The following is a 25,681-nucleotide window of genomic DNA, read 5'->3' as shown; positions in this document are numbered from 1 at the left end:
ACATACTCTGAACATACGGCACTTTATGATTGTATTTTCCTCGCTACAAATCCGACGCGGCACCCGCGTCCTGTTGGACAACGCCACGGCGACGGTTAATCCAGGTCAGAAGGTCGGCCTGGTGGGTAAAAACGGCTGCGGCAAATCCACGCTGCTGTCATTGCTGAAAGGCGAGATGGCCGCAGACGGCGGCAGCTACACCTTTCCAAGCAACTGGGCCCTGGCCTGGGTTAATCAGGAAACACCGGCGCTGGACGTCCCTGCGCTTGAGTATGTGATCGACGGTGACCGCGAATTCCGCCAGCTTGAAGCCGAACTGCAGGTGGCAAACGATAAAAACGACGGCCACGCCATCGCCACGTTGCACGGCAAACTCGATGCCCTTGATGCCTGGACCATCCGTTCACGCGCCGCCAGCCTGCTGCACGGCCTGGGCTTTTCCAACGAACAGTTGCTCAATCCGGTACGCGCCTTCTCGGGCGGCTGGCGTATGCGTCTGAACCTGGCACAAGCCCTGGTCTGTCGTTCAGACCTGCTGCTGCTCGACGAACCCACCAACCACCTGGATTTGGACGCGGTGATCTGGCTGGAACGCTGGTTGAAAAGCTACCCAGGCACGCTGGTGCTGATTTCGCACGACCGCGATTTCCTCGATCCGATCGTCGATAAGATTCTGCATATCGAACAAGAAACCATTAACGAATATACCGGTAACTACTCCTCGTTCGAACGTCAACGTTCGACCAAACTGGCACAGCAGCAGGCGCTGTACCAGAACCAACAGGAGAAAGTGGCACACCTGCAAAGCTACATTGACCGCTTCCGCGCCCAGGCCACCAAGGCTAAACAGGCGCAAAGCCGTATCAAAATGCTTGAACGCATGGAGCTGATTGCGCCTGCCCACGTCGATAACCCATTCAGCTTCAGCTTCCGTCAGCCGGAAAGCCTGCCGAATCCGCTGCTGCGCATGGAGAAGGTCAGCGCCGGTTATGGCGACAAGGTGATCCTGAACTCGATCAAACTCAACCTGGTACCCGGCTCACGTATCGGTCTGCTGGGCCGTAATGGCGCCGGTAAATCCACCCTGATCAAAATGCTGGCCGGTTCGCTGGAGCCGCTAAGCGGTGAGATTGGTCTGGCGAAAGGCATCAAACTGGGTTACTTCGCCCAGCATCAGTTGGAGTTCCTGCGCGCCGACGAATCCCCGCTGCAGCATCTGAGCCGCATCGCCCCGCGAGTGCTGGAGCAGCAGTTGCGCGACTACCTGGGCGGCTTTGGCTTCCAGGGCGATAAGGTCACCGAGATTACCGAACGTTTCTCCGGTGGCGAAAAGGCGCGGTTGGTGCTGGCGCTGATTGTCTGGCAGCGCCCTAACCTGCTGCTGCTCGATGAACCGACCAACCACCTGGATCTGGATATGCGTCAGGCGCTGACCGAAGCGCTGATCGACTTTGAAGGTGCGTTAGTGGTGGTCTCGCACGACCGTCACCTGTTGCGCTCCACCACCGACGATCTCTATCTGGTGCACGACGGCCAGGTGGAAGTATTCGACGGCGATTTGGACGACTATCAGCAATGGTTGGCTGACCTGCAACGCCAGGAAAACCAGCAGGATGCGCCGGACAAGGAAAACAACGCCAACAGCGCGCAAGCCCGTAAAGATCAGAAACGTCGGGAAGCCGAGTTCCGTAGCCAGACCCAGCCACTGCGCAAGCAGATCGCCAAGCTGGAACAGCAGATGGAAAAACTGAGTGCCGAACTGGCGGCGGTGGAAGAGAAGCTGGCGGACTCCGCGTTGTACGACATCAGCCGCAAGGCCGATTTAACGCTTTGTCTGCAACAGCAAAGCCAGGCCAAATCCGCGTTGGAAGAAACGGAAATGACCTGGCTGGATGCGCAAGAGCAGTTGGAACAGTTCACCAACGAGTTTAACCTTTAAGGCCTCTGCCCTTAAACCTTGTAGAAAGGTTTATCCCCCAGAATGGTCGCGCGGTGCATAATGCGCCGCTGTGGCAGATAATCCGCGTTGGCGTAATGCTGCGTCACGCGGTTATCCCAGATGGCAATGTCATTTTCCTGCCAGCGCCAACGCACCTGAAATTCCGGCTTGGTGACGTGGGCGAACAGGAAATTCAGCAGCGCGTCGCTTTCCTTCGGTGCCAGATCAACAATCCGCGTAGTGAAACCTTCATTGACGAACAGAGCCTGCCGGCCGCTGACCGGATGCGTGCGCACTACCGGATGCAGCAACGGTGGGTTTTTCTGTACCGCTGCCTGCCAGCGCTGATGTTCTTCCTCGCTGCCACGATGCTTGTGTTCCGGGAATGACTTGGTGAAGTCATGCTCCGCCTTCAGCCCAGCCAGCAGTTGCCGGAATGGCTCAGACAGCGCTTCATAGGCCGCAATCCCACTGGCCCATAGCGTATCACCACCGGTGGAAGGCAGGGTTTTCGCCGCCAGAATCGCCCCCAACGGTGGGTTTTCGATAAAGGTCACGTCGGTATGCCAGTTATCGTTGTCCGGCGGATTATTGTCATGGGTATCCAGCACGATAATCTCTTTCACCTCGGCGGCTTGCGGATAGACCGGGTGGATATGCAGGTCGCCGAAGCGACCGGCCAAATCCCGCTGTTGCAACGGGGTGATTGGCTGATTACGCAGGAACAGCACCTGATGTTTCAGCAGCGCATGGTAGAGCTGTTCGAATTGGCCGTCACCCAAGGGGCGTGCCAGATCAACGTTTTCCACCAGCGCACCGATATAAGGCCCCAACGGGGTGATACTTAAACGTTCGTTCATTGGTTTACTCCGTGCCACGGGGTCAATCGGCGCTGCAGGGCGCGTAACCCCAGCTCCAGCCCAAATGCAATAATCGCAATCACACCGATACCGGCCAGCACCACATCGGTAGCCAGAAACTCACCGGCGGATTGCACCATAAATCCCAGGCCGCGGGTGGCAGCGATCAGTTCTGCGGCCACCAGCGTCGACCAACCAACCCCCAGCCCAATTCGGATGCCGGTTAAAATCTCCGGCAAGGCGCTAGGCAGCACCACAAAACGCAGCAGCTGCCAACGGTTTGCCCCCAGCGCTTGGGCGGCCCGCACACGAACCAGCGCCACACTGCGCACACCGGCTACGGCAGAAAGCGTCACCGGGGCGAAGATCGCCAGATAAATCAGCAAGATTTTCGAGGTTTCGCCAATGCCGAACCAAATCACCATCAGCGGTAAATAGGCCAGCGGCGGCACCGGACGGTAAATCTCAATCAACGGATCGAGAATGCCGCGCACCGTATCGTTCAGCCCCATGGCGATACCCACCGGCACGCCGATAATCACCGCTGCCAACAGCGCCACCAGAATGCGCCCCAGGCTGGCGGCCAAATGCTGCCATAACGTGGCGTCCATAAAGCCTTGCGGGCTGGCGATGGTAATCAGTTGATGCAGCACCTGCTGCGGCGCCGGCAAGAACAACGGGCTGATCAGATTCAACGCGGTCACGCCCCACCAGATGGCCAATACCACCAGCAGGGTGATACTGCTTAGCCAAACATTACGCGGTACGCTAAAACGACGCGTCGGTGCTGCAACCTGCGGCTGAACCACCTCTTTGAGAGCGGAGTGCAGACTCATAGCAAGGCCTCGCGCTGTTGAAAGACTTTGCCCAGCACATATTCGCGCTGCGCAATAAATTCAGGGTCGGACTTAATCGAACGGCAGGGCTCTCCGTTGGCATAACGTTGACCAAAGTTAAGCGCCAGGCGTTCCACCACCTGCCCCGGTCCCGGTGATAGCAACAGCAGTTCACTGGCCAGAAACACCGCTTCTTCAATGTCATGGGTGATCAGCAGCACCTGTTTGCCGGTATCACGCCAAATGGTCAACAGCAGTTCCTGCATTTGCTCGCGGGTAAAAGCATCCAGCGCGCCAAACGGCTCATCCAGCAACAACAGGCGCGGATCGGCAGCCAAGGCACGGGCAATCCCTACCCGCTGACGCATACCACCGGAGAGCTGCCAGATAAAGTGCTGTTCATAGCCAGCCAAGCCGACGCGTTGCAACATCTTTTGCGCCACCTGACGTCGCTGCTGTTTGCCGACACCGGCCAGTTGCAGACCAAACTCCACGTTATCCACTACGTTGCGCCACGGCAGTAAACCCTCATGCTGGAACACCACACCCCGCTCGGCTCCGGGGCCGCTAACGGTCGTTCCATCAAGCGTGATGCTGCCAGCTGAAGGCTCAATAAACCCGGCGATCAAATTCAGCAGCGTGGTTTTGCCACAGCCCGAAGGCCCGAGCACCACCACCAGTTGCCCGGTGGCAATCTGGAAAGAGACGTCGCGCAGCGCGGGGCGGCCCTGATACTCTGCTGAAAGGTGATTAGCGTTTAACATTCTGCTCCCCTACGACTGCGGCGCAGCCTGCACCTGTTTTACAAACCGATCGGTGACGTAGGTACTGTAATCGCTGTCGACTCGTGGAATTTTTCCCTGTTGTTTAAGGAACTCGGCAGTATCGCGAATGGCCTTGTCCACAGGCTGGCCCAATTGAGTGATTTGTTCCGCCACCGGCAAATAGGTATTGCCCTTCACCAGCACCGGTATCTGTTCTTCCGGCACGCCGCTCAAGTGGGCCAGCGTGCTGAGATTGCCCTTGTCCTTCAGCCACTGCTCCGGCTGCGCCAGATAGGCTTTTTGCGCGTTCAGCGCGCTCGCAGCAAAGGCGGTCACCACTTCCGGGTGTTTTTCGGCAAAGTCTTTGCGCACTACCCAAACGTCGAGCGTTGGCGCGCCCCATTGTCCAACCTGGGCGGAATCGGTCAGTACCTTGCCCTGTTTGGCTAATTCATTCACCACCGGTGCCCAGACGTAAGCCCCGTCGATATCACCACGCTGCCAGGCTGCGGCAATGGCCGGCGGTTGCAGATTAATAATTTTGACCTGTTCAGGCTTGATGCCCCAATGCTTCAGCGAGGCCAGCAGGCTGTAGTGAGTGGTTGAGATAAAGGGCACGGCGATACGCTTGCCGATCAACTCCTGCGGGCTTTTGAGCTCTTTTTTCACCACCAGGGCTTCGGAGCTGCCGAGTTGGGAGGCGATAAGGAAGACTTCGATAGGGAGTTTTTGGCTGGCGGCCACCGCCAGTGGGCTGGAACCGATATTACCGATCTGCACGTCACCGGAAGCCAACGCGCGTAGCACGCTGGAGCCGCTGTCGAATTTACGCCAGTCGACGGTGGCGCCGGATTGTTTGGCGAAGCTGTTTTCCGCCTGCGCCACCTTGGCAGGTTCCGCAGACGTCTGGTAAGCCACGGTCACGTCCACCGCATAGGCGCTGGCTGCGCTGAGTGACAACACCAAAAGTGCCGCGCTGCGTAATGAAAACCGTTTGCTCGCCATGTTCCGCTCCGTTGATAAAAGTCTGTTCAGTTGCTGACAGTTTTATCTGAGCGGTGACGAGCTATAAAAGAATAAAAAAAACTGCGTTATTACTTATGGGAATAAAAGTTCATTCAGGTCGATCCATTGCCCTCCAGCAGCACTGCTACGTTGGGCAGCATCGATAAATGCCATGCCCTGCACCCCGGTATCAATCCCCGGTAACAGGGGGGCCGCCTGCGCCCCATCCCGCAATCGTGCCGCCGCCTCGCGGTAAATCTGACCAAATCCTTCCAGATAGCCTTCAGGATGCCCTGCCGGTACCCGTGCCAGTGAACGATTCTCCGTATACTGGAATGAAGAGGCGCGGGTTATGCAATAGGCTGGCGCATCCCGGGGCCGCATCCACAGCTGATTAGGTTGCTCCTGACAAAATTCCAGGCTGCCGTCGCTACCATAGATTCTCAAACGCAGGTCGTTCTCATGGCCGCAAGCCACCTGACTGGCCCACAGTCGACCTCTGGCACCGTTGGCGTAGCGCATTTGCACCCGCACATCGTCGTCTATCTGACGCCCAGCAATAAACGCAGTGAGTTCAGCGCTGATCGCCTGCGGCAACAGGCCGCTGACAAAGTGCGCCAACTGCCAGGCATGGGTACCCACATCACCAATACAGCCGGCCCCGGCCTTTTCTGGCTGGGAACGCCAGTCAGCCTGCTTGTTGTCGGTCAGTTCCAGCGGCTGCGCCAGCCATTCTTGTAAATACTCCACCTCGATAAAGCGGATTGCCCCCAATTCACCGGCTAATACCCGACTACGCGCCTCGCGCACCAATGGATAGGCACTGTAGTTATGGGTCAATATCAGCTGCTTTCCGCTACGCCGCACCGTCTCGGCCAACTGCAAGGCCTCGGCATAGCTGTTGCACAGAGGCTTGTCGCAGATGACGTCGATGCCGGCGTTAAGAAACGCGGTCGCCACCGGCGCATGCAGATAATTGGGGGTGACGATAGCCACCACATCGATGCCGTTTTCACGCGCCACCTCTGCCTGCGCCATTTGGTTAAAATCGTGATAACAGCGCTGTGGGTCGAGGTGTAGCCGTTCGCCGGTGCGGCGACAGTTTTCCCAATCCGCAGAGAAAGCCCCGGCTACCAGCTCAAACTCATCGTCCATCCGCGCCGCCAGACGATGCACTGCGCCGATAAAGGCTCCTTCGCCCCCGCCGACCATCCCCAAGCGTAATCTCATGGTTGCTCTCCCATACCCAACATCTGTCTGACCTGTTTGCGTTCACCGCCGACAGCGGCAAAGTCATCAAACGCCCTCTCAGCAACCGGAATAATATGGCGGGCGATAAACTCAGCCCCTTCCCGCGCACCGTCCTCCGATGATTTCAGACAGCACTCCCACTCCAGCGTGGCCCAGCCGGGAAAATCGTACTGCGCCAGCTTGCTGAAGATTGCCGGGAAGTCGATCTGCCCATCGCCGAGTGAACGAAAACGTCCGGGTCTTTCCAGCCACGGCTGATAACCGCCGTACACGCCGCTGCGAGCACTGGGCCGATATTCAGCATCCTTGACGTGAAACGCCCGGATGCGCGGGTGATAAACATCAAGAAAGCCAAGATAGTCCATCTGCTGCAAATGCAGATGGCTGGGGTCATACAGGATATGGCAACGCGGGTGATTACCAACCTGCCGCAGGAAGCGCTCAAAGGTCACACCGTCATGCAGATCCTCCCCCGGGTGCAGTTCATAGCAAAGGTCGACACCGACGTCGTCAAAAGCATCGAGGATCGGCCGCCAACGTTGTGCCAGTTGTCCGAAGGCTTCCTCCAGCAACAGCGCATTGTGCGGTGGCCAGGGGTAAAAATAGGGCCAGGCCAGCGCGCCGGAAAAAGTCACGTGTGCCGCTAAACCCAACCGCTGCGATGCCTGTGCTGCCATCAGCAATTGCTCCGTTGCCCATGCCTGCCGGGCCTGAGGATTGCCGCGCACCTGGACCGGAGCAAAGCCGTCAAAAGCCGGATCGTAAGCCGGATGCACCGCCACCAATTGCCCCTGCAAATGGGTGGATAACTCGGAGATCGTCAGGCCGTGTCCCGCCAGCAACGCGCGCACCTCATCACAATATTCCTGACTGTGGGCCGCCCGCTTGAGATCAAAAATAGCAGGGGACGTGGTCGGGATCTGCAGGCTTTTAAACCCCAGCCCGGCGGCCCAACCGGCCAACCCGTTCAGCGAATCAAACGGCGCTTGCGGGCCGATAAACTGGGCCAGAAACAGCCCCGGCCCCTGAATGGTTTTCATGCTGATGACCTCCCTAATATTACTGTTTGTCGGCTGCGCACCGCTTCGTCCGCCGCCAGTACCACCCGCAGGCTGTTCAGGGCATCCTGCCAATGCCGGTCGAGATCCAACCCGCCCTGGATCGCCTGAAGAAAATAGCGCTGCTCGCTCAGGCACAGCGCCAGATGGTCCGGTTCGTCCTGACAGTCAATCCAGCGGTCCGATTGGATAAACTGATTAGTGCTATCCAACGCCGCACTGTGGATACGCAACGAGTCGGTACGGGTGTGGCCGTCGACGTTATCTGAATCCGCATCCGCCTGCCGCGCGACGATCGAGACTGAGCCACGCGGCCCAATCACGTCTTTGACGAAGTAGGCGGTTTCGCTGATCATCGGCCCCCAGCCGGCTTCGTACCAGCCAACGGAGCCATCGGCAAAACGCACCTGTAACTGGCCATAGTTGTACATTTCCGGCGGCAGCTCCTCACTCAGTCGTGCACCGATGGCGCTGACGCTGACCGGCTCCGACTGGGTCATCTGGCACATCACGTCGAGGTAATGCACGCCACAGTCGACAATCGGCGACAGCGACTGCATCAAATTGCGGTGTACATCCCACATCGCACCGTGACTCTGTTGATTGAGGTTCATGCGCATCACCAGCGGTTTGCCCAGGTCACGGGCCAATGCGACAAATTGTTGCCATGACGGATGGTGACGCAGAATATAGCCGACCACCAGTTGCCGCCCGGTGGCCCGTGCGGCGGCAATCACTCGCTCCGCACCGACCAGGGTAGTGGCGAGCGGTTTTTCAATGAACAGATGGCAACCGGCAGCCAGCGCCGCCAACGCGTAGGCCTCATGGGTATCTGGCCAGGTGGTCAGGCAAACCGCATCCGGACGCGTCACCGTCAGCGCCTGGGCGAAATCACCGAACACCGGGTAGCCGCCCCCCAACCGAGTATTGAGCCGATGTCGGGAATCACCGCGCGCCACCAATCCACAAATCTCGACACCGTCCAGACCGTCATAGGCTTCAGCATGTGAAGCCCCCATATTGCCGCAGCCCACCACCAGTACGCGCAAGTCAGTCATCGCGTTTCTCCCCCTGCGGGATTTCCCGGTAATTGAAGGTGAAGAAGAACAGTGCCGCGATCACCAACGCACCAATGGCCGGATACCACCAGAAACTCTGCCACTGCGGCAGCGCTGCCGCCCCTTCTGCAGTCACCAAACGATTAAACAGGGCACCGCTGATTTGCGAACCGATCAACATGCCCAGACCATAGGTGAATAACACCAGCAGACTCTGGGCCTGGCCCTTGACTTTGTCACCGGCTACCTTGTCGGTGTAGATAAAACCGATCACGAAAAAGAAGTCGTAGCACATGCCGTGCAGAATGATGCCGAGGTAAATCATCCAACGCAGTTCTTCGGTAATCCCCAGCGCAAACATCACGTAGCGCAGGAACCACGCCAACATGCCAATCAGCAGCATCACCTTGATGCCCAGCCGTACAAACAGAAACGGGATCAGCAGCATAAAGAACAGTTCGGACATCTGCCCCAGCGACATCACCCCGCCGACATTGCTGAAACCGGTCGCCGCGATGAAAGGCGCGGCATAGGCATAGTAGGCCGCCAAAGGGATGGAAATCAGCGTCGCGCAGAGGATAAATACCAGGAAGTGTCGCTGCTTCAGCATGGCGAAAGCATCGGCACACAACAGGTCGCGCATTTTTATCGGTTTGCCGCGTTCCGGCGCCGGGGTGTGTGGCAGGGTGAAGCTGTAAATGGCCAACACCAACGAGGCCACCGCCGCCAGTGTGAAAATACCGGTACTGTCTGACAACCCGCTGGCACCGACGATCAGCCCAGCGACAATCCAGCCAAAGGTGCCGAACGCCCGCACCACAGGAAAGGCTTTTTCGCTGTTGCTCAGGCTATAAAACGCCACGTTGTTGCTGAGGGCGATAGTCGGCATATAACACAGCATATAACCGAAAATGATCCACAACAGACCGCTCTGTCCACTGTGGAAGAAGCCGGGCATCAGCCACAACAACCCGGCACCGATCAGATGCAGCACCCCCAGCACCTTCTGCGAGGCAAAGAAGCGATCGACCAGCATACCCAGCACGAACGGTGACAGAATCGAAGCGATCGGCCCGGTCGAGTAGGCATCGCCGATGATCGCCGCCAGACCGAACTTACCCATCACTACGCCGAGCGTAACGTACCACGCCCCCCAAACAAAGAACTGCAGAAACATCATCAGTGCCAACCGCGGCACCACCCATTTAAATGTGACGCTTTTGGTCCCCAGGACCGCGCTGTCAGTTTGCATAATTCCCCCATTGGTCTTGTTGTGGTGTTGTCTAACCGCTTTCCGGCAGGAAGGACGGCATAACCACACCGCCGGGTTGTAGCGCACGGCCTTTCACCTGCGCCAAATGCAATTCACAAATCCGCCCGCCCCACTGCAACAGTACCTGGCTGAGGGCGGAACGTTGCGCCGGTACCAGCACCACCGGCGTGGTACCGCGATGGTGGCGATCCAGCATCCAACTGAGCAACTCCAGGACAATCTCTTCGCTGTGGCTGCAGCCCGGCCCCAACAGGCGGGAAGCCGGATGCGCCACCGAAGCCAGATAACCGCCAATGCTGCCGTCAAGTTCCCACACGGCAGTCCGCCATAGCCCGCTGGCGTCGTTGAGGAAGTAGTCAATATCGCGCCGACGTTCGATGCCCAACAGCGTTCGTTCCAACTGCAGGATGCCGGGCAGATCCTCTGGCTGGGCGGCGCGCACTCTGCCGCGCGTCAGACTGGGGAAGGAAAATCCCTTTACCGGCACCGGGATCGTCATATCCTGGTAAATCGCATAGGGCGTAAAACCGGCGCGGTGGTACAGGGCGTAGGAATCCAGGTTCAGCGCGCTGGAAAGCAACCTTATAGGCCGCTCTCCCGCCAGTTCATCGGCCTTGCCCAACAGTTGCGCGGCGATACCACGGCCAAAGTAGTCGGGATGTACATTCATGATGCCCAGCCCGAGATGAGTTTCACGCGAGTGAAAGAAGCAGGAACCGCACAGCACGCCATGTTCATCGTGCGCAACCCAGTGCTGGCCGGGATCCAGATGGCGATAGACGTCAACAAACAGCCCGCAGCTGGTCGGCTCTGCGGAAAAGATGGCGCCCATGCCGTGGCGTTGATACCAGGCATTGGTCGACAGATGAATCAGTTGTGCGACCGCCTGGCGATCACCGTTTTCCGCTACTCTCAGTTGCACCTGCATCCGCCACCTCTTTTCAGATTATGGGTTCAGCGAAATAACGCGAAATCGCAAAATGTAATCGATTTCATTTCCACCATGAACAAAATGTAATCGATTTCTTTTTTTCGGCAACCTGATTAATCTGGCGCAAGGGACTGATAAGATGAATTTGTAACCCACATCACAATCCTGAGGTCAGACGCAGATTTTTTGTCGCACTTGGGCATATTGTGCGGGGCAATTGGGCAGAAGGAACAGCAAACCATGTCGATCGAAAAGGTGGCGAAACTCGCCGGCGTCTCTGCCGCGACGGTCTCACGGGTATTGAACGGCCAGCAAATCGTCAAACCGGCCACTCGCGACAAGGTACTGGCGGCGATCCACGCATGCGACTACCAACCCAACCTGCTGGCGCGTCAGCTACGCACTTCGCGTAGCCGTATGCTGCTGGTGTTGGTTTCCAGTATCACCAATCCTTTTTGTTCCCTGGTAGTACGCGGGATCGAAGAAGAAGCCGAACGCCACGGCTACCACATTTTACTGTGCAACTCCGAATCCAATCCAACCCGGGAGTCCGCCTATCTCAGCCTGCTGAGCGGTAAAGTGGTCGACGGCGTGATTACCATGGACGCCGTCAGTTGCCTGCCCGGCCTGACCGCAATGATTGGCGATTTCCCCTGGGTACAATGCGGTGAAGGCGATCCCGAGTTTCGCGCCTCTTCAGTCACCATTGACAACCATCAGGCGGCGATGGCCGGCGTGCGTTATTTAGTTGCACGGGGCCGACGACGTATTGCCCTGATCAACAGCGACATGCGTTATCTCTACTCGCAGCAGCGAGAGCAAGGTTATCGACAGGCGCTGGCCGAAGCCGGGTTCGACTATTGTCAGGTGGAATACGTCGAGGGGCTGGAATATGCCGCCGGTGCGTTGGCCATGGGTCGCCTGCTGGATACCGAGCCGCGGCCGGATGCGGTATTCACCATCTCCGACGTGATCGCCGGTGGAGCGATGAGCACCCTGCACCAACAGGAATTGCGCATTCCCGAAGATGTCGCGGTAATGGGCTTTGACGGCGTGCCATTCGGTGCCGTCACCACGCCACCGCTAACCACCGTCGAACAACCGATGCACCAGTTCGGCGTGCGCAGCGTGCAGTTACTGCTGGAAAAAATCAAAAATCCGCAACAACCGCCGCGCAATGAAATGCTTAAGTGGCGGCTGGTTGAGCGTGGCTCAGCCTGATTACAGGCTCAATTCCCCACGCAAAAACGTGTGCGCATAGCCACCAATCAAGGTGCGATCGCCCTTCAGCTCACAGAACAACTCTCCACCGCGCGCCGAAATCTGCAGTGCGTGCAACTGATGGCGACCAAGACGTGCGCTCCAGTATGGCATCAGCGTGCAGTGTGCGGATCCGGTCACCGGGTCTTCGCCGCCGTCGAGGGTAAAATAGCGCGAGACAAAATCCGCCGCCTCACCCGGAGCGCTGACAATCACTGCCCGGCCGACCAAGGCAATCAGTGCCGGGATATCCGGCTGCAATGCCCTGACCTGCGCTTCGTTTTCCAACACTACCAACAGCGCATTGGCCTGCCACACTTCCTGCGGATGAGCGCCCAGCAGCGCCGCCAACCCTTCAGGTTCCACAACCTTCTGCGGTGGCCGGGACGGGAAATCCAGGACCATGCGTTCGCCATCTTCGGCGTCGCGTTTGACGTACAGGTCGCCGCTCGCCGAGCGGAAACGAATATCCTGCAGCGCCGGGTTCACCACGCTGAACATCACGTGTGCCGCCGCCAGCGTGCCGTGACCGCACAAATCGACTTCTCGCTGGGGCGTGAACCAACGGATGGCCGACATATCGCCATCGTCCCAGACAAAACTGGTTTCCGGCAGGTTCAGTTCATTGGCGATGGCCTGCATCTCCGCAGCCGACAAAGGCTGTTTTAGCAGGCAGACGCCGGCCGGATTGCCACGAAACCCTTGACCGGTGAAGGCCGCAATATGGAAGTAATTCTCCACCATTCACAATTCCTCAATGCCAGATGAGTAACACACAGGCCGCGGTGAGCAACCCCATAGAAACGTTAAAAATGATCCAGGCCTTTTTGCTGCGCAGCAGGCGGCCAATCACCGTGCCAAATCCCAGCCAAATCACGCCGGCAATGATGTTCACCACGAATATGCCCAGTGAGATCGCCAGAATAGAGGAGTTGTATTGAGCACCAGCCAGGCTGAAGCTGGCCACCGCCCCCAGCGCCATCAACCAGGCCTTGGGATTAAGGAACTGTAGCAGCCAACCCTGGTACAGCCGTATCGGTTTGGGCGGTGCCACGTCGGTTTCAAGTTTTTCATAAGCGGCGGTAGCCACTTTCCATGCCAGCCACAGCAGATACAGGCTTCCGAGAATTTTCAGCACCAGATGCAGCGCCGGATAAACCAGAATCAAGCTGCCGACGCCGAACGCCACCAACAGCAAAATGCTTTGCATGCCGAGCATGATGCCAATCATCAGCAACAGTGAACGCATAAAGCCGAAGTTGGCACCGGAAGTGGTCAGTAACATATTGTTGGGGCCAGGTGTGATCGCGGCAACCCACAGAAAACCTAACATCGAAAGAAATAAACTCGCATCCATCAGGCGGGCGCTCCTCACCCAGGTCATTTTTTGCAGTATTATTGTTAACTCAGGGTAGTGAAGCTATCAGCGCACTAATCATCCCACAAGAGTGGCCAATAAGAATTTAATTCAAGCTATGCATGAATCCTTTCGCCCGTTGAGCGGGGCCAGTAATCCCCATCTGCAAACGCTGCTACCACGGCTGGTGCGTCGCCACGTGCAGTTGAAACCCCACTGGCAACGGCTGGAACTGCCCGACGGTGACTTTGTCGATCTCGCCTGGAGCGAAGATCCGGCTCAGGCCGGCGGCAAGCCGCGCGTGGTGCTGTTCCATGGCCTGGAAGGCAGTTTCTACAGCCCCTATGCCCATGGTCAACTCAACGCCTGGCGTGAAAAGGGCTGGCTCGGGGTGGTAATGCATTTTCGCGGTTGCAGTGGCGTGCCGAACCGCAAGCAACGCATCTATCATTCCGGTGAAACGGAAGATGCGCGCTTCTTCCTCCAGTGGCTGCGTACTACCTACGGAGAAGCCCCCACCGCTGCCGTTGGCGTCTCACTCGGCGGCAATATGCTGGCCTGTTATCTGGCACAGCAGGGCGCCGACAGTCTGCTGCAGGCGGCGGTGGTGGTTTCTGCGCCATTGATGCTGGAACCTTGCTCATGGCGGATGGATCAAGGCTTCTCGCGGGTTTATCAGCACTACCTGCTCGGCCAGTTGAAACAAAACGCCACCCGTAAACTGCTGCACTATCCTGATACCCTGCCGCTCAAGCTGCCGCAGCTCAAGGCATTGCGTCGGATCCGCGACTTTGATGATGCGATTACCTCGCGCATCCATGGCTTTAGCGATGCCACCGATTATTACCGCCGTTGCAGCGCCCTGCCACTGCTGCCGTCGATCCAAACGCCGCTGTTGATCATCCATGCCAAGGACGATCCTTTTATGACCGACGAAGTGATCCCCGAAACCGCCACGCTGCCGCACAACATTGAATATCAGTTGACCGAGTTTGGCGGCCACGTCGGTTTTGTCGGCGGTACATTGAAAAAACCCCATATGTGGCTGGAATACCGTATTCCATCCTGGCTTGCCCCTTACCTGGAAACAATCAAGTGATCATCCCCTGGAAAGAACTGGAAACCGAGACCCTCAATAGCCTGATTGAATCCTTTGTGCTGCGCGAAGGGACCGACTACGGTGAGCATGAACGTTCCCTGGAACATAAAGTGGAAGACGTGCGCCGCCAATTGAAAAACGGCGAGGTGCTACTGGTATGGTCAGAACTGCATGAGACCATCAACATCATGCCGCGCGGGCAGTTCCGTGCCGGGCAAGAAGAAATTTAGTGACTGTCGGTTCTATGACTGACGGAAAAAATCAGGTAACAATGAGGGATTGCAAACCAACGCGCGGAATTTTGCCCTTGGCGAAAAGGTGTCAAACAGACCAAAAATTTTAACTGACGCCTGCGCATTAAACACGGAGTGACCCATCACCATGTCCGCCAAACATCCCGTTATCGCAGTGACCGGCTCCAGCGGTGCCGGCACCACCACCACCAGCGTGGCGTTCCGTAAAATCTTTCAGCAGTTGAACATCCGCGCCGCGGAGCTGGAAGGTGACAGTTTCCACCGCTATACCCGGCCGGAAATGGACGCGGCGATCCGCAAAGCGCGCGATCTTGGCCGTCATATCAGCTATTTCGGCCCCGAAGCGAACGATTTTGGCCTGCTGCAACAAAGCTTTAGCGAGTACGGTACCAACGGCACCGGTCGTTCACGCAAGTATCTGCACACCTACGATGAAGCGGTGCCCTATAACCAGGTACCGGGGACCTTTACCCCGTGGGAAGCCTTACCGGCACCGACCGACGTGCTGTTTTATGAAGGGCTGCACGGCGGCGTAGTGACCGAACACAACGACGTGGCCAAGCATGTCGACTTGCTGGTCGGCGTGGTGCCTATTGTTAACCTGGAATGGATCCAAAAGTTAATTCGCGATACCGGCGAGCGTGGCCACTCCCGTGAAGCGGTGATGGATTCAGTGGTGCGTTCGATGGAAGACTACATCAACTACATCACACCGCAGTTTTCGCGCACCCATATCAACTTCCAGCGGGTGCCGACGGTAGATACCTCCAACCCGTTCGCCGCCAAGGCGATCCCCTCGCTGGACGAGAGCTTTGTGGTGATCCACTTCCGCGGCCTGGATCAGATCGATTTCCCTTATCTGCTGGCGATGCTGCAGGGATCTTTTATCTCGCATATCAATACGCTGGTGGTGCCGGGCGGCAAAATGGGATTGGCAATGGAGTTGATTATGGCGCCGCTGGTGCAGCAACTGCTGGAAGGCAAAAAAATCGGCTAACTTACCGGAGCGCGGCAACGGACCGCGCCCCTTTATCTATCAGGACACCGCGCGGATCTCAAAACTGTGGGTCACGCTGGCGGCCTTGCTCAGCATCAATGACACCGAACAGTACTTCTCGGCGGAAAGATTCACCGCGCGCTCAACAATTTTGTCACTTAAATCTTTACCGGTGACGATGAAATGCAGGTTGATATGGGTAAACAACCGTGGCGCTTCTTCGCGCCTTTCAGAGGTCAGCTTCACCTCGCAATCACGCACGTCGTTGCGTCCTTTTTGCAGGATCGACACCACATCTATCGCGCTGCATCCTCCCACCGACATCAGCACCATTTCCATCGGACTGGGCGCTTTATCGCCGGCGTTGCCGTCCATCAATACCTGATGGCCAGACGCGGATTCGCCCAGAAACGTCAACCCTTCCACCCACTTAACTCTTGCCTGCATGCTGGTCACTCCGGTTAATTTCTTAAAATCAGACTACGCTTTCGCATAGAAACTGGCAACGGAACCTGATGCTAATCATGCTGAAGCGAGACAACACAAGACACCCGCCTCACTCTGTGCTACAAACAGAGCCGCAATAAATCTTTCCGGGACACTGATTTCAGGGAAACTCCCAGGGAAAGGCTCCTTTACCGGTATGTTAACAGAATGTAGCTTGCAGCTCTCCCGGCAAGTTAATATGCTAGAGCGACAGCGTATATTTATGACACGCCTCAAAACCTGCTGCCAGCTACCATTAAAACAACGGCGACAGCACGTTTTACAGGGAACTCTGACCCCTGTGACACAAGGCAGCGATAACAACAGAGGATAACAGCGAATGGTTCTCGGCAAACCGCAAACAGACCCTACTCTCGAATGGTTCCTGTCTCATTGCCATATCCACAAATATCCATCCAAAAGTACGCTGATTCACCAAGGTGAAAAAGCCGAAACGCTTTACTACATCGTCAAAGGCTCCGTCGCGGTGCTGATTAAGGATGAAGAAGGTAAAGAGATGATCCTGTCCTACCTTAACCAGGGGGATTTCATCGGCGAGCTTGGATTATTTGAAGAAGGTCAGGAGCGTAGCGCCTGGGTTAGGGCGAAAACCGCCTGTGAAGTGGCTGAAATTTCCTACAAGAAATTCCGCCAGTTGATTCAGGTTAACCCGGACATCCTGATGCGCCTGTCAGCTCAGATGGCAAACCGTCTGCAGATCACCTCTGAGAAAGTGGGTAACCTTGCTTTCCTGGACGTTACAGGCCGCATCGCGCAAACCCTGCTGAACCTGGCGAAACAGCCTGATGCCATGACCCACCCGGATGGTATGCAGATTAAAATTACCCGTCAGGAAATTGGCCAGATCGTCGGTTGCTCACGTGAAACCGTTGGTCGTATTCTGAAAATGCTGGAAGATCAAAACCTGATCTCCGCCCACGGCAAAACTATTGTCGTTTACGGCACCCGTTAATCACTGAAAAAACGGCGCGATAATTCGCGCCGTTTTTTTATGCCCCTAGTCATCATGTGGCGCCGACTGATTTATCATCCGGAAGTTAATTACGCACTACGACAAACGCTGGTGCTGTGCCTGCCGGTTCTGCTCGGGCTGTTGATCGGCCAACTACAATACGGCCTGCTATTTTCCCTGGTTCCCGCCTGCTGCAACATCGCCGGGCTGGACACGCCTCATAAACGCTTCTTTAAACGCCTGATCGTCGGCGGTTCACTGTTTGCATTCAGCAGTTTGTTGCTGCAGCAAGCTCTGTTGTGGCAGTTGCCGCTGCCGATACTGATGCTCGGCCTGGCGCTGCTGCTCGGTGTCAACGGTGAAATAAGCCCGCTACACGCCCGTCTGCTGCCTGCTGCGCTAGTTGCCGCCATCTTCTCCCTCAGCATGGCCGGTACGGTGCCGCTTTGGCACGCGCCGGTGTTATATATCGTGGGCACGGCCTGGTACGGCCTGTTTACCTGGTTCTGGTTCAAGCTGTGGAAAGAACAGCCGATGCGCGAGTCGCTTAATCAGCTCTATCTGGAACTGGCGGACTACTTCGAAGCCAAATATTCGCTGTTGACCCAGCACACCGACCCGCAGACCGCATTACCTCCCCTGCTGGTGCGCCAGCAAAAGGTCATGGATCTGATCACCTTGCTGTATCAACAACTTAATTTTCTCCCCCATGCCAGCAATCTCGAACAAAAGCGCCTGCAACGCACCTTCCAGGTCGCGCTGGATTTGCAGGAACACATCACCGTCAGCCTGCACCTGCCGGAAGAGGTGCAAAAACTGGTAGAACAGAGCCAGGCCGAAGCCATTATCCGCCGCAATGCGCAGGTAATTGCCAATCGGCTGCGCACGGTGGCGCACGATATTCTCTACCACCAACATTCGCAACGCTTCAATATGGGCAATGAACTGACAGCATTGGAAAAAGTGGCGGCACAGCACCCGGAGAATCCGGTTGGGCAGTTCTGCTACTACCACTTCAGCCGCATCGCCCGCCTGCTGCGTACCCAGCATCCACTCTACCGGCGTGACCTGATGGCCAATCAAAACCGCCTGCCGTTTTGGCCGGCGCTGGTCAGTTATCTGTCGTTCAAATCCAATGCCATGCGTAATGCGGCACGATTAGGCGTCACGCTGGCGGCAGGCAGCAGCCTCGGGATGATGTTCAACCTGCCGAAACCCTACTGGATCCTGCTCACTATCATGCTGGTAAGCCAGAACGGCTACAATGCCACCCGGGTGCGCATCCAGCACCGTGCGCTCGGTACTCTGGCCGGACTCGTCATCGCCGCCGGTCTGCTGCAATTACAACTGCCCGAAGCCGAGACCCTGAGCGTGATGCTGGTGATTACGCTGCTGGCCTATCTGGTTTCACGTAAAAACTACGGATTGGCGGTTATTGGTTTTACGGTGACGGCGGTCTACACCCTGCAACTGCTGGCCCTCAACGGCACACATTTCCTGGTGCCGCGGCTGATCGACACGCTGATCGGCTGCGTGCTGGTGTTCGGCAGTACCATCTGGCTGTGGCCACAGTGGCAAAGCGGATTACTGCGCAAGAATGCCCATCAGGCGCTGGAAAACGATCAGCAGGCATTACGTCTGTTGCTGGAAGAGCAAGAGCCAGATCCCAGTGCACTGGCCTACGCACGTATGCAGGTCAATCAGGCGCACAATGCGTTATTCACCTCGCTGAATCAGGCCATGCAGGAGCCGGGGTTTGAATCGAACTATCTGGCGGATATGCGCCTGTGGGTGACGCACAGCCAGTTTATTGTCGAGCATCTGAATGCAATGACTATCCTGGCGCGCGAGCACTATATGCTGACGCCAAAGCTGGCGGAGGAGTATCTGCAATCTTGCGAGATTGCGCTGCAAAGCTGCCAGCAACGGCTGGAGTACGACGGGCCGAGCAGTGGCAACAGCATTATGCAGCCGCCGGATTTGCACCCTGAGATGCCGGTGACCGAAATGGAGCGCCACCTGCGGCGCATTCTTTCGCACCTGAGCGTCATGCATACCATCTCGTCATTAGCCTGGAGCCAACGCCCACACCACGGCATCTGGCTGAAACGCAAACTGCGCGATGAATAAGGGCGCCACACGGCGCCCGGTTAACCATGCAGCAAATAGCAAATTAAGCGTTAATCACGTCCTGCACCGCCAGCTCAAACAGCGCCATACCCTGGTCGATGTCTTGGGTTTCCACCACCAGCGAAGGGGCAAAGCGGATCACATTTGGCCCGGCATTGAGGATCATCAGCCCACGAGCGGCAGCTGCGGTCAGGAAATCGCGCGCTTTGCCGTGGTATTGCGGTGTTAATTCAGCGCCAATCAGCAGGCCCATGCCGCGAATATCGCTGAAAACACCGTACTTCTCGCCAATTTTCTTTAACGCCTGCACGTATAACCCATGACGCAACTCAATGCCGCTCAGCACTTCCGGCGTATTGATCACGTCCAACGCCGCTTCCGCCACAGCACAGGCCAGCGGATTACCGCCGTAAGTGGTGCCGTGGGCACCGACCTGCATCACCGAGGCGATCTCTTCGGTGGTCAGCATGGCACTGACCGGGAAACCGCCGCCAAGCGCTTTGGCCGTGGTGAGAATGTCCGGCGCCACACCATAATGCATATAGGCAAACAGCTTGCCGCTGCGCCCCATGCCGCTTTGCACTTCGTCGAACACCAGCAGCGCCTGGTGCTTGTCGCACAGTTCGCGTACTCCCTTGAGGAATTCGGCGTTAACCGGGGTAATGCCCCCTTCCCCCTGGATCGGTTCCATCACCACCGCACAGGTGTGGTCGTCCATCACTGCTTTCACCGCCGCCAGGTCGTTGAAGGGGACGTGCACGATGTCAGCCGGTTTTGGCCCAAAACCATCCGAATACTTGGCCTGCCCACCCACCGAGACGGTGAATAGCGTGCGACCGTGGAAAGCATTATAAAACGCGATGATTTTGGTTTTATACGGACTGTGGCGGGTAATGGCGTAATGACGAGCCAGCTTGAAGGCCGCTTCGTTGGCTTCTGCGCCGGAGTTGGCGAAAAACACCCGGTCGGCAAAGGTGACGTTGATCAACTTGGTGGCCAGACGCAGCGCCGGCTCGTTAGTAAAAACGTTGCTGGTATGCCACAGGGTTTCGCCCTGCTGTTTCAGCGCCTCGACCAAAGCCGGGTGACAGTGCCCTAACGCCGTCACCGCAATGCCGCCTGAGAAATCGATATACTCTTTCCCCTGCTGGTCCCACACGCGGCTGCCTTTGCCCCTGACCGGAACAAACTGCGCGGGTGCATAAACAGGCAGGATAACCTGGTCAAAGGTACTGCGGTTAACTGCGGATTTTTCGGTCATTATGGGGCCCACCCTGAATTTGACTCAGTCTTTTGGTTGCGATCAAGTGAGAATATAATCACAAAATATGCATAAAAAACCAATAAAGGGCAAACGCAAATCGTCTTCGCAGTTAAAAAAAACTTAACCAATTAACTTTTAAGGAAATTATCCAACAGCTGGTGGCCCTGCTCGCTAAGGATGCTCTCCGGGTGGAACTGTACCCCTTCCAGCGCCAGTTGGCGGTGACGGATCCCCATAATTTCATCGTGTACGCCGTCGCGCTCGCTCCAGGCCGTCACTTCAAAACAGTCCGGCAAAGTAGCGGCCTCAAGCACCAGCGAGTGGTAGCGGGTCACGGTCAACGGATTGTTCAGCCCGTGAAAAATACCGCTGTCGAAATGCCGGATCGCCGAGGTTTTACCGTGCATTACCTCACGGGCACGCACTACCTTAGCGCCAAAGGCCTGCCCCAGTGCCTGGTGCCCCAGGCAAACGCCAAGGATCGGCAGCTTGCCGGCGAAATACCGAATAGCTGCCAGCGAGATGCCGGCTTCGTTTGGGGTGCAAGGGCCAGGGGAGATAACCAAATGCTGCGGGGCCAGCCTTTCGATATCGGCCAGTTGCAGTTCATCGTTACGCTTCACCAGCACTTCGGCACCTAATTGGCAGAAGTACTGGTAAAGGTTATAGGTAAAAGAATCGTAGTTATCGATTAGCAGCAGCATAGGGGTTCCAACAAACAGCATAGTAAGGGGCTCGCCCCGATTGACACCGGTGCATTATACAACGCCCCTGCAATACTGCCGCCAGCGATAATTTCAGCTTACTTTTTGCGACCGCCCATAATCGACCCCAGCACCCCACGCAGGATCTGGCGGCCAAGGTCGCGCGCCATGCTCTTGGCGGCGGTCTGGACGATACCGTCACGCTTGCCACCGCGCGGGCCGGTGGAACCAAACAGGATATCGTTCAGACCGCCCATCAAGCCACCGCCCGCCTGCTGCTGCGCCTGTGGTTGCTGCGCCGGCTGACCCGGTTGCGGCGTGCCGACGGTAGCAAAACCTGACGAAGATAACTTCTCATAAGCGGATTCTCGGTCAATCATGTCCTCGTAGCGGCCATACAGCGGCGACTTGTTGATCGCACTGTTCAGCCCTTCGGCCCCCAGCATGCCCATTTTGGATTCCGGTGCGATCACCATCGCTCGCTCCACCACATTTGGCCGCCCTTTCTCATCCAGGAACGACACCAGCGCCTCGCCTACGCCCAGTTCGGTGATCGCCGTTTCGGCGTCGAAGGCCGGATTGGCACGCATGGTTTGTGCCGCCGCCTTCACCGCCTTCTGGTCGCGAGGAGTAAAAGCACGCAACGCATGCTGTACGCGGTTGCCTAGCTGACCCAGCACGCTGTCCGGAATATCCAGCGGGTTCTGGGTCACAAAGTAGATGCCGACGCCTTTGGAGCGGATCAGGCGTACCACCTGCTCGATTTTAGTCAGCAATGCCGCCGGCGCATCATTGAACAGCAGATGTGCTTCATCAAAGAAGAACACCAGCTTTGGCTGTTCCGGGTCGCCCACCTCTGGCAGGTGTTCGAACAATTCGGCCAGCAGCCACAGCAGGAACACCGAATACAGCTTCGGCTGATTAATCAGTTTGTCCGCCGCCAGCAGGTTAATCACCCCGTGGCCATTGGCATCGGTTTTCATCAGGTCGTTGATGTCGAGCATCGGTTCGCCGAAGAACTGGTTGGCACCCTGCTCTTCCAGCGTCAACAGCCCACGCTGGATAGCGCCCACCGAAGCCGAAGAAATATTGCCGTATTGGGTCTGGAACTGTTTGGCGTTGTCACCCACGTACTGCACCATGGCACGCAGATCTTTCATGTCCAACAACAGCAGCGCGTTATCGTCGGCAATTTTGAACACCAACTGCAGCACGCCACTTTGCACTTCGTTCAGATCCAGCAAACGCCCCAGCAGCAGCGGGCCCAAATCAGACACAGTGGCGCGGATTGGGTGACCCTTCTCGCCGTAAATGTCCCATGGAATAATGGTACAGGCCTGAGACTGCCAGTCAGTGACGCCAATGGCCGTCAGGCGTGTCTGCAGTTTCTCGGAAGGCACGGCTTCGGCACCAATCCCCGACAGGTCGCCTTTCACGTCGGACAAAAATACCGGAATGCCGATACGCGAGAACTGCTCGGCCATTTTTTGCAGCGTCACGGTTTTACCCGTCCCGGTTGCGCCGGTGATCAGACCATGGCGGTTCGCCAAAGCGGGCAGGATCGCCAGATCCTGTACCGGTTTCCCGTCTTTCATCGCTTTGGCGATAATCCGTGCTTCACTCATTTTCTTTTCCTTTGACGCTGACCCGGCGCGAAAAGCGCCTGTTGATGTCAATAAAGCTATAAGCGCGGCGTAACCCCGTCAAGGACAAACAAAAAGGGCGTCATCAAGACGCCCGCAAAGCCAATAATTTCAGAATCGCCCTAACCCCGCAGTCCCAGCTCTTCCTTCAGAGCTTTCAGGTAGCGGCGGCTGACCGGCACCGGTTCTCCGGCCGGCATGATCATCTCCGCCGCACCGCTGTCCTCGAAGCGAATTTCGCGTACCTGCTCCAGGTTGACCAGATACTGGCGGTGGCAGCGTACCAGCGGCGTACGGAGTTCCAGCGTCCGCAGCGTCAGTTCGGTGAAACACTCCATGCCGTCATTGCGCACCACGAACACCCCGCTCAACCGCGAACGGACAGCCACCACCTCGTCAAAACGCAGCAGGTAGATGCGACTGTGGCCGGAACAGGGAATGTATTTCAGATAGCCGGCACTCTCATCCAGTGCCGCGACATTCTGCTGCCCGCGGCGCTGCTGCAGGCGCTGCAGCGTTTTGCTCAACCGCTTCGGCTCCGCCGGTTTCAGCAGATAATCAAACGCATGTTCTTCAAAAGCCTGCACCGCATATTCGTCGTAGGCGGTCAGAAAGACGATGTGCGGCATACGATTGGGATCGAGCATGCCTACCATCTCCAGCCCGGTGAGGCGCGGCATCTGGATATCCAAAAACACCACGTCCGGCTGCAAGCGATGGATCCCGCTGATGGCCTCTATTGCATTGGCGCATTCGCCAACAATAGAGATACCTTCTTCAGCCTCCAGCAAATGCCGCAGGTTATCGCGCGCAGAAGGTTCATCGTCAACAATCAGTACATTTAACATCAGGCAGCCCTCGCCAAAGGGACATTGATCGTAATGCGAGTGAATGTTTGCGGCTCACAGGCTACCTGTACGCCATAGTCGTCGCCGTAGCGTACGCGGATACGCTTATCCACCAGGTTCATCCCCAGTCCACTGTTGTTCGGCTGCGACTGGAATAATCCGGCATTGTCGGTCACCTGCAGCAACAAGCACTCTCCTTCGCGCCGCGCACCGATATCAATCCGCCCTACCCCCAACAACTGCGAAGTACCATGCTTGATGGCATTCTCAACGATCGGCTGCAGTGAAAATGCCGGCAGCCGCACGGCCAACAGCTCTTGCGGCAACGAAACCACAACTTCCAACCGATCGGCAAAACGTGCCAGTTCGATTTGCAGGTAGGCATTCACGTGTTCCAGCTCGTCCGCCAGGCTGACCTCATCACCGGAACGCTTGAGGTTCTTGCGGAAAAAGGTCGAAAGGTTTTGCACCAACTCACAGGCCCGGTCGCCGTCACGGCGGATCACCGCCACCAGCGTATTCAGGGCGTTAAACAGGAAGTGCGGATTGACCTGTGCATGCAGTAATTTGATCTCTGACTGCGCCAGCAGCTGTTTATGTCGCTCATACTGACCGGCCATAATCTGTGCGGATAGCAGATTGGCGATACCTTCCCCCAGCGTACGGTTGATGGTACTGAACAAGCGGCTCTTCGGCTCATACAGTTTGATGGTGCCGATCACCCGCTCATTTTCACCGCGCAGCGGGATCACCAGCGTCGAGCCCAGTTTGCAACTGGAGTTAATCGAGCAGCTGTAGGAGTGCTCATTGCCGTCGGCGTAGACCACTTCATTGTTGTCGATCGCACGGTGCGAGTGCTTTGATGAAATCGGTGTGCCCGGCAGGTGGTGGTCGTCACCGATGCCGATAAACGCCAGCAGTTTATCGCGGTCGGTTATCGCTACGGCACCGATACCCAGCTCCTGATAGATCACCCGCGCCACTCTCATGCTGTTTTCCTGATCAAACCCCTGTCGCAAGATCCCTTCGGTACGTTCGGCAATCTTCAGCGCCTTGGCGGAAAACGCACCGGTGTATTTCTCGAACATCGCTCGCCTGTCCAGCAGGATTTGCATGAACATCGCGGCCCCCACCGTATTGGCGATCAACATTGGCAAAGCGATATGTTCCACCAGCCGCAGCGCCTCGTCGAACGGCCGGGCAATCGCCAGGATAATCACCATTTGCAGCACTTCGGCCACCAGCGCGACCCCGGCGACAAACAGCGGATTAAACAGCAGGTCGATACGCCGGTGACGCATGGCGATGCTATGCACCAGCCCCCCCACCAGTCCTTCCGCCACGGTTGATACCGCACAGGCAATATCGGTCATGCCGCCCAGGGTATAACGGTGCAGGCCACCGGTCAGCCCCACCAGTAGCCCTACTGAAGGCCCACCCAGCAGGCCGCCCAATACGGCACCGATCGCACGGGTGTTGGCAATGGAACCTTCGACATGCAGACCGAAATAGGTGCCCATGATGCAGAACACCGAGAAAATGACGTAGCACAATAGCTTGTGCGGCAGGCGAATGGTTACCTGTGTCAGTGGAATGAATAACGGGGTTTTGCTCAGTAAATAAGCAATGACAAGATAAACGCACATCTGCTGCAACAGCAGCAGAACCTGGCTAAATTCAAACATGGCAGC

The 25,681-nt window shown here is 56.9% G+C and carries 24 protein-coding genes; 7 read left to right on the top strand and 17 right to left on the bottom strand.

What is annotated here, in order from left to right:
* Positions 1–25 precede the first annotated feature (25 nt).
* Positions 26–1,939, top strand: coding sequence for an ABC transporter ATP-binding protein (locus ACUTQ5_RS21325; RefSeq protein ID WP_445652871.1), 1,914 nt, complete (start codon positions 26–28; stop codon positions 1,937–1,939).
* A gap of 11 nt (positions 1,940–1,950) precedes the next feature.
* Here ACUTQ5_RS21325 and tauD read toward each other — a convergent pair whose 3' ends face one another.
* The 9 genes from tauD to ACUTQ5_RS21280 all read right to left on the bottom strand — a co-directional run bounded on the left by tauD (position 1,951) and on the right by ACUTQ5_RS21280 (position 10,972).
* Entirely contained in the window at positions 1,951–2,799 is an 849-nt protein-coding gene (tauD, locus tag ACUTQ5_RS21320) for a taurine dioxygenase (protein ID WP_445652870.1), read from the bottom strand.
* Positions 2,796–3,635, bottom strand: coding sequence for a taurine ABC transporter permease TauC (gene tauC, locus ACUTQ5_RS21315; RefSeq protein ID WP_445652869.1), 840 nt, complete (start codon positions 3,633–3,635; stop codon positions 2,796–2,798). Before tauC ends, tauD begins: the two co-directional genes overlap by 4 nt.
* Positions 3,632–4,399 (bottom strand): taurine ABC transporter ATP-binding subunit, encoded by a 768-nt coding sequence (gene tauB / locus ACUTQ5_RS21310; RefSeq protein ID WP_445652868.1) that lies wholly within the window; start codon positions 4,397–4,399, stop codon positions 3,632–3,634. Before tauB ends, tauC begins: the two co-directional genes overlap by 4 nt.
* Before the next feature lie 9 nt (positions 4,400–4,408).
* Entirely contained in the window at positions 4,409–5,404 is a 996-nt protein-coding gene (tauA, locus tag ACUTQ5_RS21305) for a taurine ABC transporter substrate-binding protein (protein WP_445652867.1), read from the bottom strand.
* 93 nt (positions 5,405–5,497) lie between these two features.
* Positions 5,498–6,634 (bottom strand): Gfo/Idh/MocA family protein, encoded by a 1,137-nt coding sequence (locus ACUTQ5_RS21300; RefSeq protein ID WP_445652866.1) that lies wholly within the window; start codon positions 6,632–6,634, stop codon positions 5,498–5,500.
* Positions 6,631–7,695 (bottom strand): sugar phosphate isomerase/epimerase family protein, encoded by a 1,065-nt coding sequence (locus ACUTQ5_RS21295; protein ID WP_445652865.1) that lies wholly within the window; start codon positions 7,693–7,695, stop codon positions 6,631–6,633. The genes ACUTQ5_RS21300 and ACUTQ5_RS21295 overlap by 4 nt, the downstream gene beginning before the upstream one ends.
* A complete protein-coding gene (locus ACUTQ5_RS21290) occupies positions 7,692–8,771 on the bottom strand; it encodes a Gfo/Idh/MocA family protein (RefSeq protein WP_445652864.1) in 1,080 nt (359 codons plus the stop codon). The genes ACUTQ5_RS21295 and ACUTQ5_RS21290 overlap by 4 nt, the downstream gene beginning before the upstream one ends.
* A complete protein-coding gene (locus ACUTQ5_RS21285; RefSeq protein WP_445652863.1) occupies positions 8,764–10,023 on the bottom strand; it encodes an MFS transporter in 1,260 nt (419 codons plus the stop codon). Before ACUTQ5_RS21285 ends, ACUTQ5_RS21290 begins: the two co-directional genes overlap by 8 nt.
* Positions 10,024–10,054: 31 nt before the next feature.
* A complete protein-coding gene (locus tag ACUTQ5_RS21280) occupies positions 10,055–10,972 on the bottom strand; it encodes a GNAT family N-acetyltransferase (protein ID WP_445652862.1) in 918 nt (305 codons plus the stop codon).
* A 243-nt stretch (positions 10,973–11,215) separates the two neighbouring features.
* Here ACUTQ5_RS21280 and ACUTQ5_RS21275 point away from each other — a divergent pair, with 243 nt between their 5' ends.
* Positions 11,216–12,196, top strand: coding sequence for a LacI family DNA-binding transcriptional regulator (locus tag ACUTQ5_RS21275; RefSeq protein ID WP_445652861.1), 981 nt, complete (start codon positions 11,216–11,218; stop codon positions 12,194–12,196).
* On the opposite strand, the gene ACUTQ5_RS21270 is transcribed toward ACUTQ5_RS21275, so the two are convergent.
* Together ACUTQ5_RS21270 and ACUTQ5_RS21265 are read right to left on the bottom strand one after the other, a co-directional pair.
* On the bottom strand, positions 12,197–12,979 hold the full coding sequence (locus ACUTQ5_RS21270; protein ID WP_445652860.1) for a PhzF family phenazine biosynthesis protein: 783 nt from the start codon (positions 12,977–12,979) through the stop codon (positions 12,197–12,199).
* 10 nt (positions 12,980–12,989) lie between these two features.
* On the bottom strand, positions 12,990–13,592 hold the full coding sequence (locus tag ACUTQ5_RS21265) for a LysE family translocator (protein ID WP_174355160.1): 603 nt from the start codon (positions 13,590–13,592) through the stop codon (positions 12,990–12,992).
* A 118-nt stretch (positions 13,593–13,710) separates the two neighbouring features.
* Here ACUTQ5_RS21265 and ACUTQ5_RS21260 point away from each other — a divergent pair, with 118 nt between their 5' ends.
* The 3 genes from ACUTQ5_RS21260 (at position 13,711) to ACUTQ5_RS21250 (ending at position 15,942) form a co-directional block, all read left to right on the top strand.
* Complete coding sequence (locus ACUTQ5_RS21260; RefSeq protein WP_445652859.1) at positions 13,711–14,691, top strand: hydrolase; 981 nt, start codon at positions 13,711–13,713, stop codon at positions 14,689–14,691.
* Positions 14,688–14,921, top strand: a complete 234-nt coding sequence (locus tag ACUTQ5_RS21255) for a YheU family protein (protein ID WP_445652858.1) — start codon at positions 14,688–14,690, stop codon at positions 14,919–14,921. The genes ACUTQ5_RS21260 and ACUTQ5_RS21255 overlap by 4 nt, the downstream gene beginning before the upstream one ends.
* A gap of 151 nt (positions 14,922–15,072) precedes the next feature.
* Positions 15,073–15,942 carry a phosphoribulokinase gene (locus tag ACUTQ5_RS21250; protein ID WP_261097093.1) on the top strand — a complete coding sequence of 290 codons (870 nt, stop codon included), beginning with the start codon at positions 15,073–15,075 and terminating at the stop codon, positions 15,940–15,942.
* A gap of 39 nt (positions 15,943–15,981) precedes the next feature.
* Here the strand turns inward: ACUTQ5_RS21250 and ACUTQ5_RS21245 are convergent, their stop codons facing one another.
* Positions 15,982–16,389 (bottom strand): OsmC family protein, encoded by a 408-nt coding sequence (locus tag ACUTQ5_RS21245; protein WP_012147257.1) that lies wholly within the window; start codon positions 16,387–16,389, stop codon positions 15,982–15,984.
* Between the two features lie 379 nt (positions 16,390–16,768).
* Between ACUTQ5_RS21245 and crp the strand changes: the two genes are divergently transcribed.
* Positions 16,769–17,401 (top strand): cAMP-activated global transcriptional regulator CRP, encoded by a 633-nt coding sequence (crp, locus tag ACUTQ5_RS21240; protein ID WP_004718520.1) that lies wholly within the window; start codon positions 16,769–16,771, stop codon positions 17,399–17,401.
* A 54-nt stretch (positions 17,402–17,455) separates the two neighbouring features.
* Complete coding sequence (locus ACUTQ5_RS21235) at positions 17,456–19,531, top strand: YccS/YhfK family putative transporter (RefSeq protein WP_445652882.1); 2,076 nt, start codon at positions 17,456–17,458, stop codon at positions 19,529–19,531.
* Positions 19,532–19,574: 43 nt separating this feature from the next.
* On the opposite strand, the gene argD is transcribed toward ACUTQ5_RS21235, so the two are convergent.
* The 5 genes from argD to ACUTQ5_RS21210 form a co-directional block, all read right to left on the bottom strand.
* A complete protein-coding gene (gene argD / locus ACUTQ5_RS21230) occupies positions 19,575–20,792 on the bottom strand; it encodes a bifunctional acetylornithine/succinyldiaminopimelate transaminase (protein WP_445652857.1) in 1,218 nt (405 codons plus the stop codon).
* A 131-nt stretch (positions 20,793–20,923) separates the two neighbouring features.
* Positions 20,924–21,499: an aminodeoxychorismate synthase component II gene (locus ACUTQ5_RS21225; RefSeq protein ID WP_445652856.1), complete on the bottom strand. Its 576-nt coding sequence runs from the start codon at positions 21,497–21,499 to the stop codon at positions 20,924–20,926.
* A gap of 98 nt (positions 21,500–21,597) precedes the next feature.
* On the bottom strand, positions 21,598–23,124 hold the full coding sequence (locus ACUTQ5_RS21220; protein WP_445652855.1) for a helicase HerA-like domain-containing protein: 1,527 nt from the start codon (positions 23,122–23,124) through the stop codon (positions 21,598–21,600).
* A 140-nt stretch (positions 23,125–23,264) separates the two neighbouring features.
* Positions 23,265–23,990, bottom strand: a complete 726-nt coding sequence (gene btsR, locus ACUTQ5_RS21215; protein ID WP_445652854.1) for a two-component system response regulator BtsR — start codon at positions 23,988–23,990, stop codon at positions 23,265–23,267.
* Positions 23,990–25,675 carry a LytS/YhcK type 5TM receptor domain-containing protein gene (locus ACUTQ5_RS21210; protein WP_445652853.1) on the bottom strand — a complete coding sequence of 562 codons (1,686 nt, stop codon included), beginning with the start codon at positions 25,673–25,675 and terminating at the stop codon, positions 23,990–23,992. The genes btsR and ACUTQ5_RS21210 overlap by 1 nt, the downstream gene beginning before the upstream one ends.
* Positions 25,676–25,681 lie beyond the last annotated feature (6 nt).

Source organism: Serratia sp. NA_112.1 (assembly GCF_052691715.1).
This window is presented reverse-complemented; position numbering and strand designations above follow the sequence as displayed.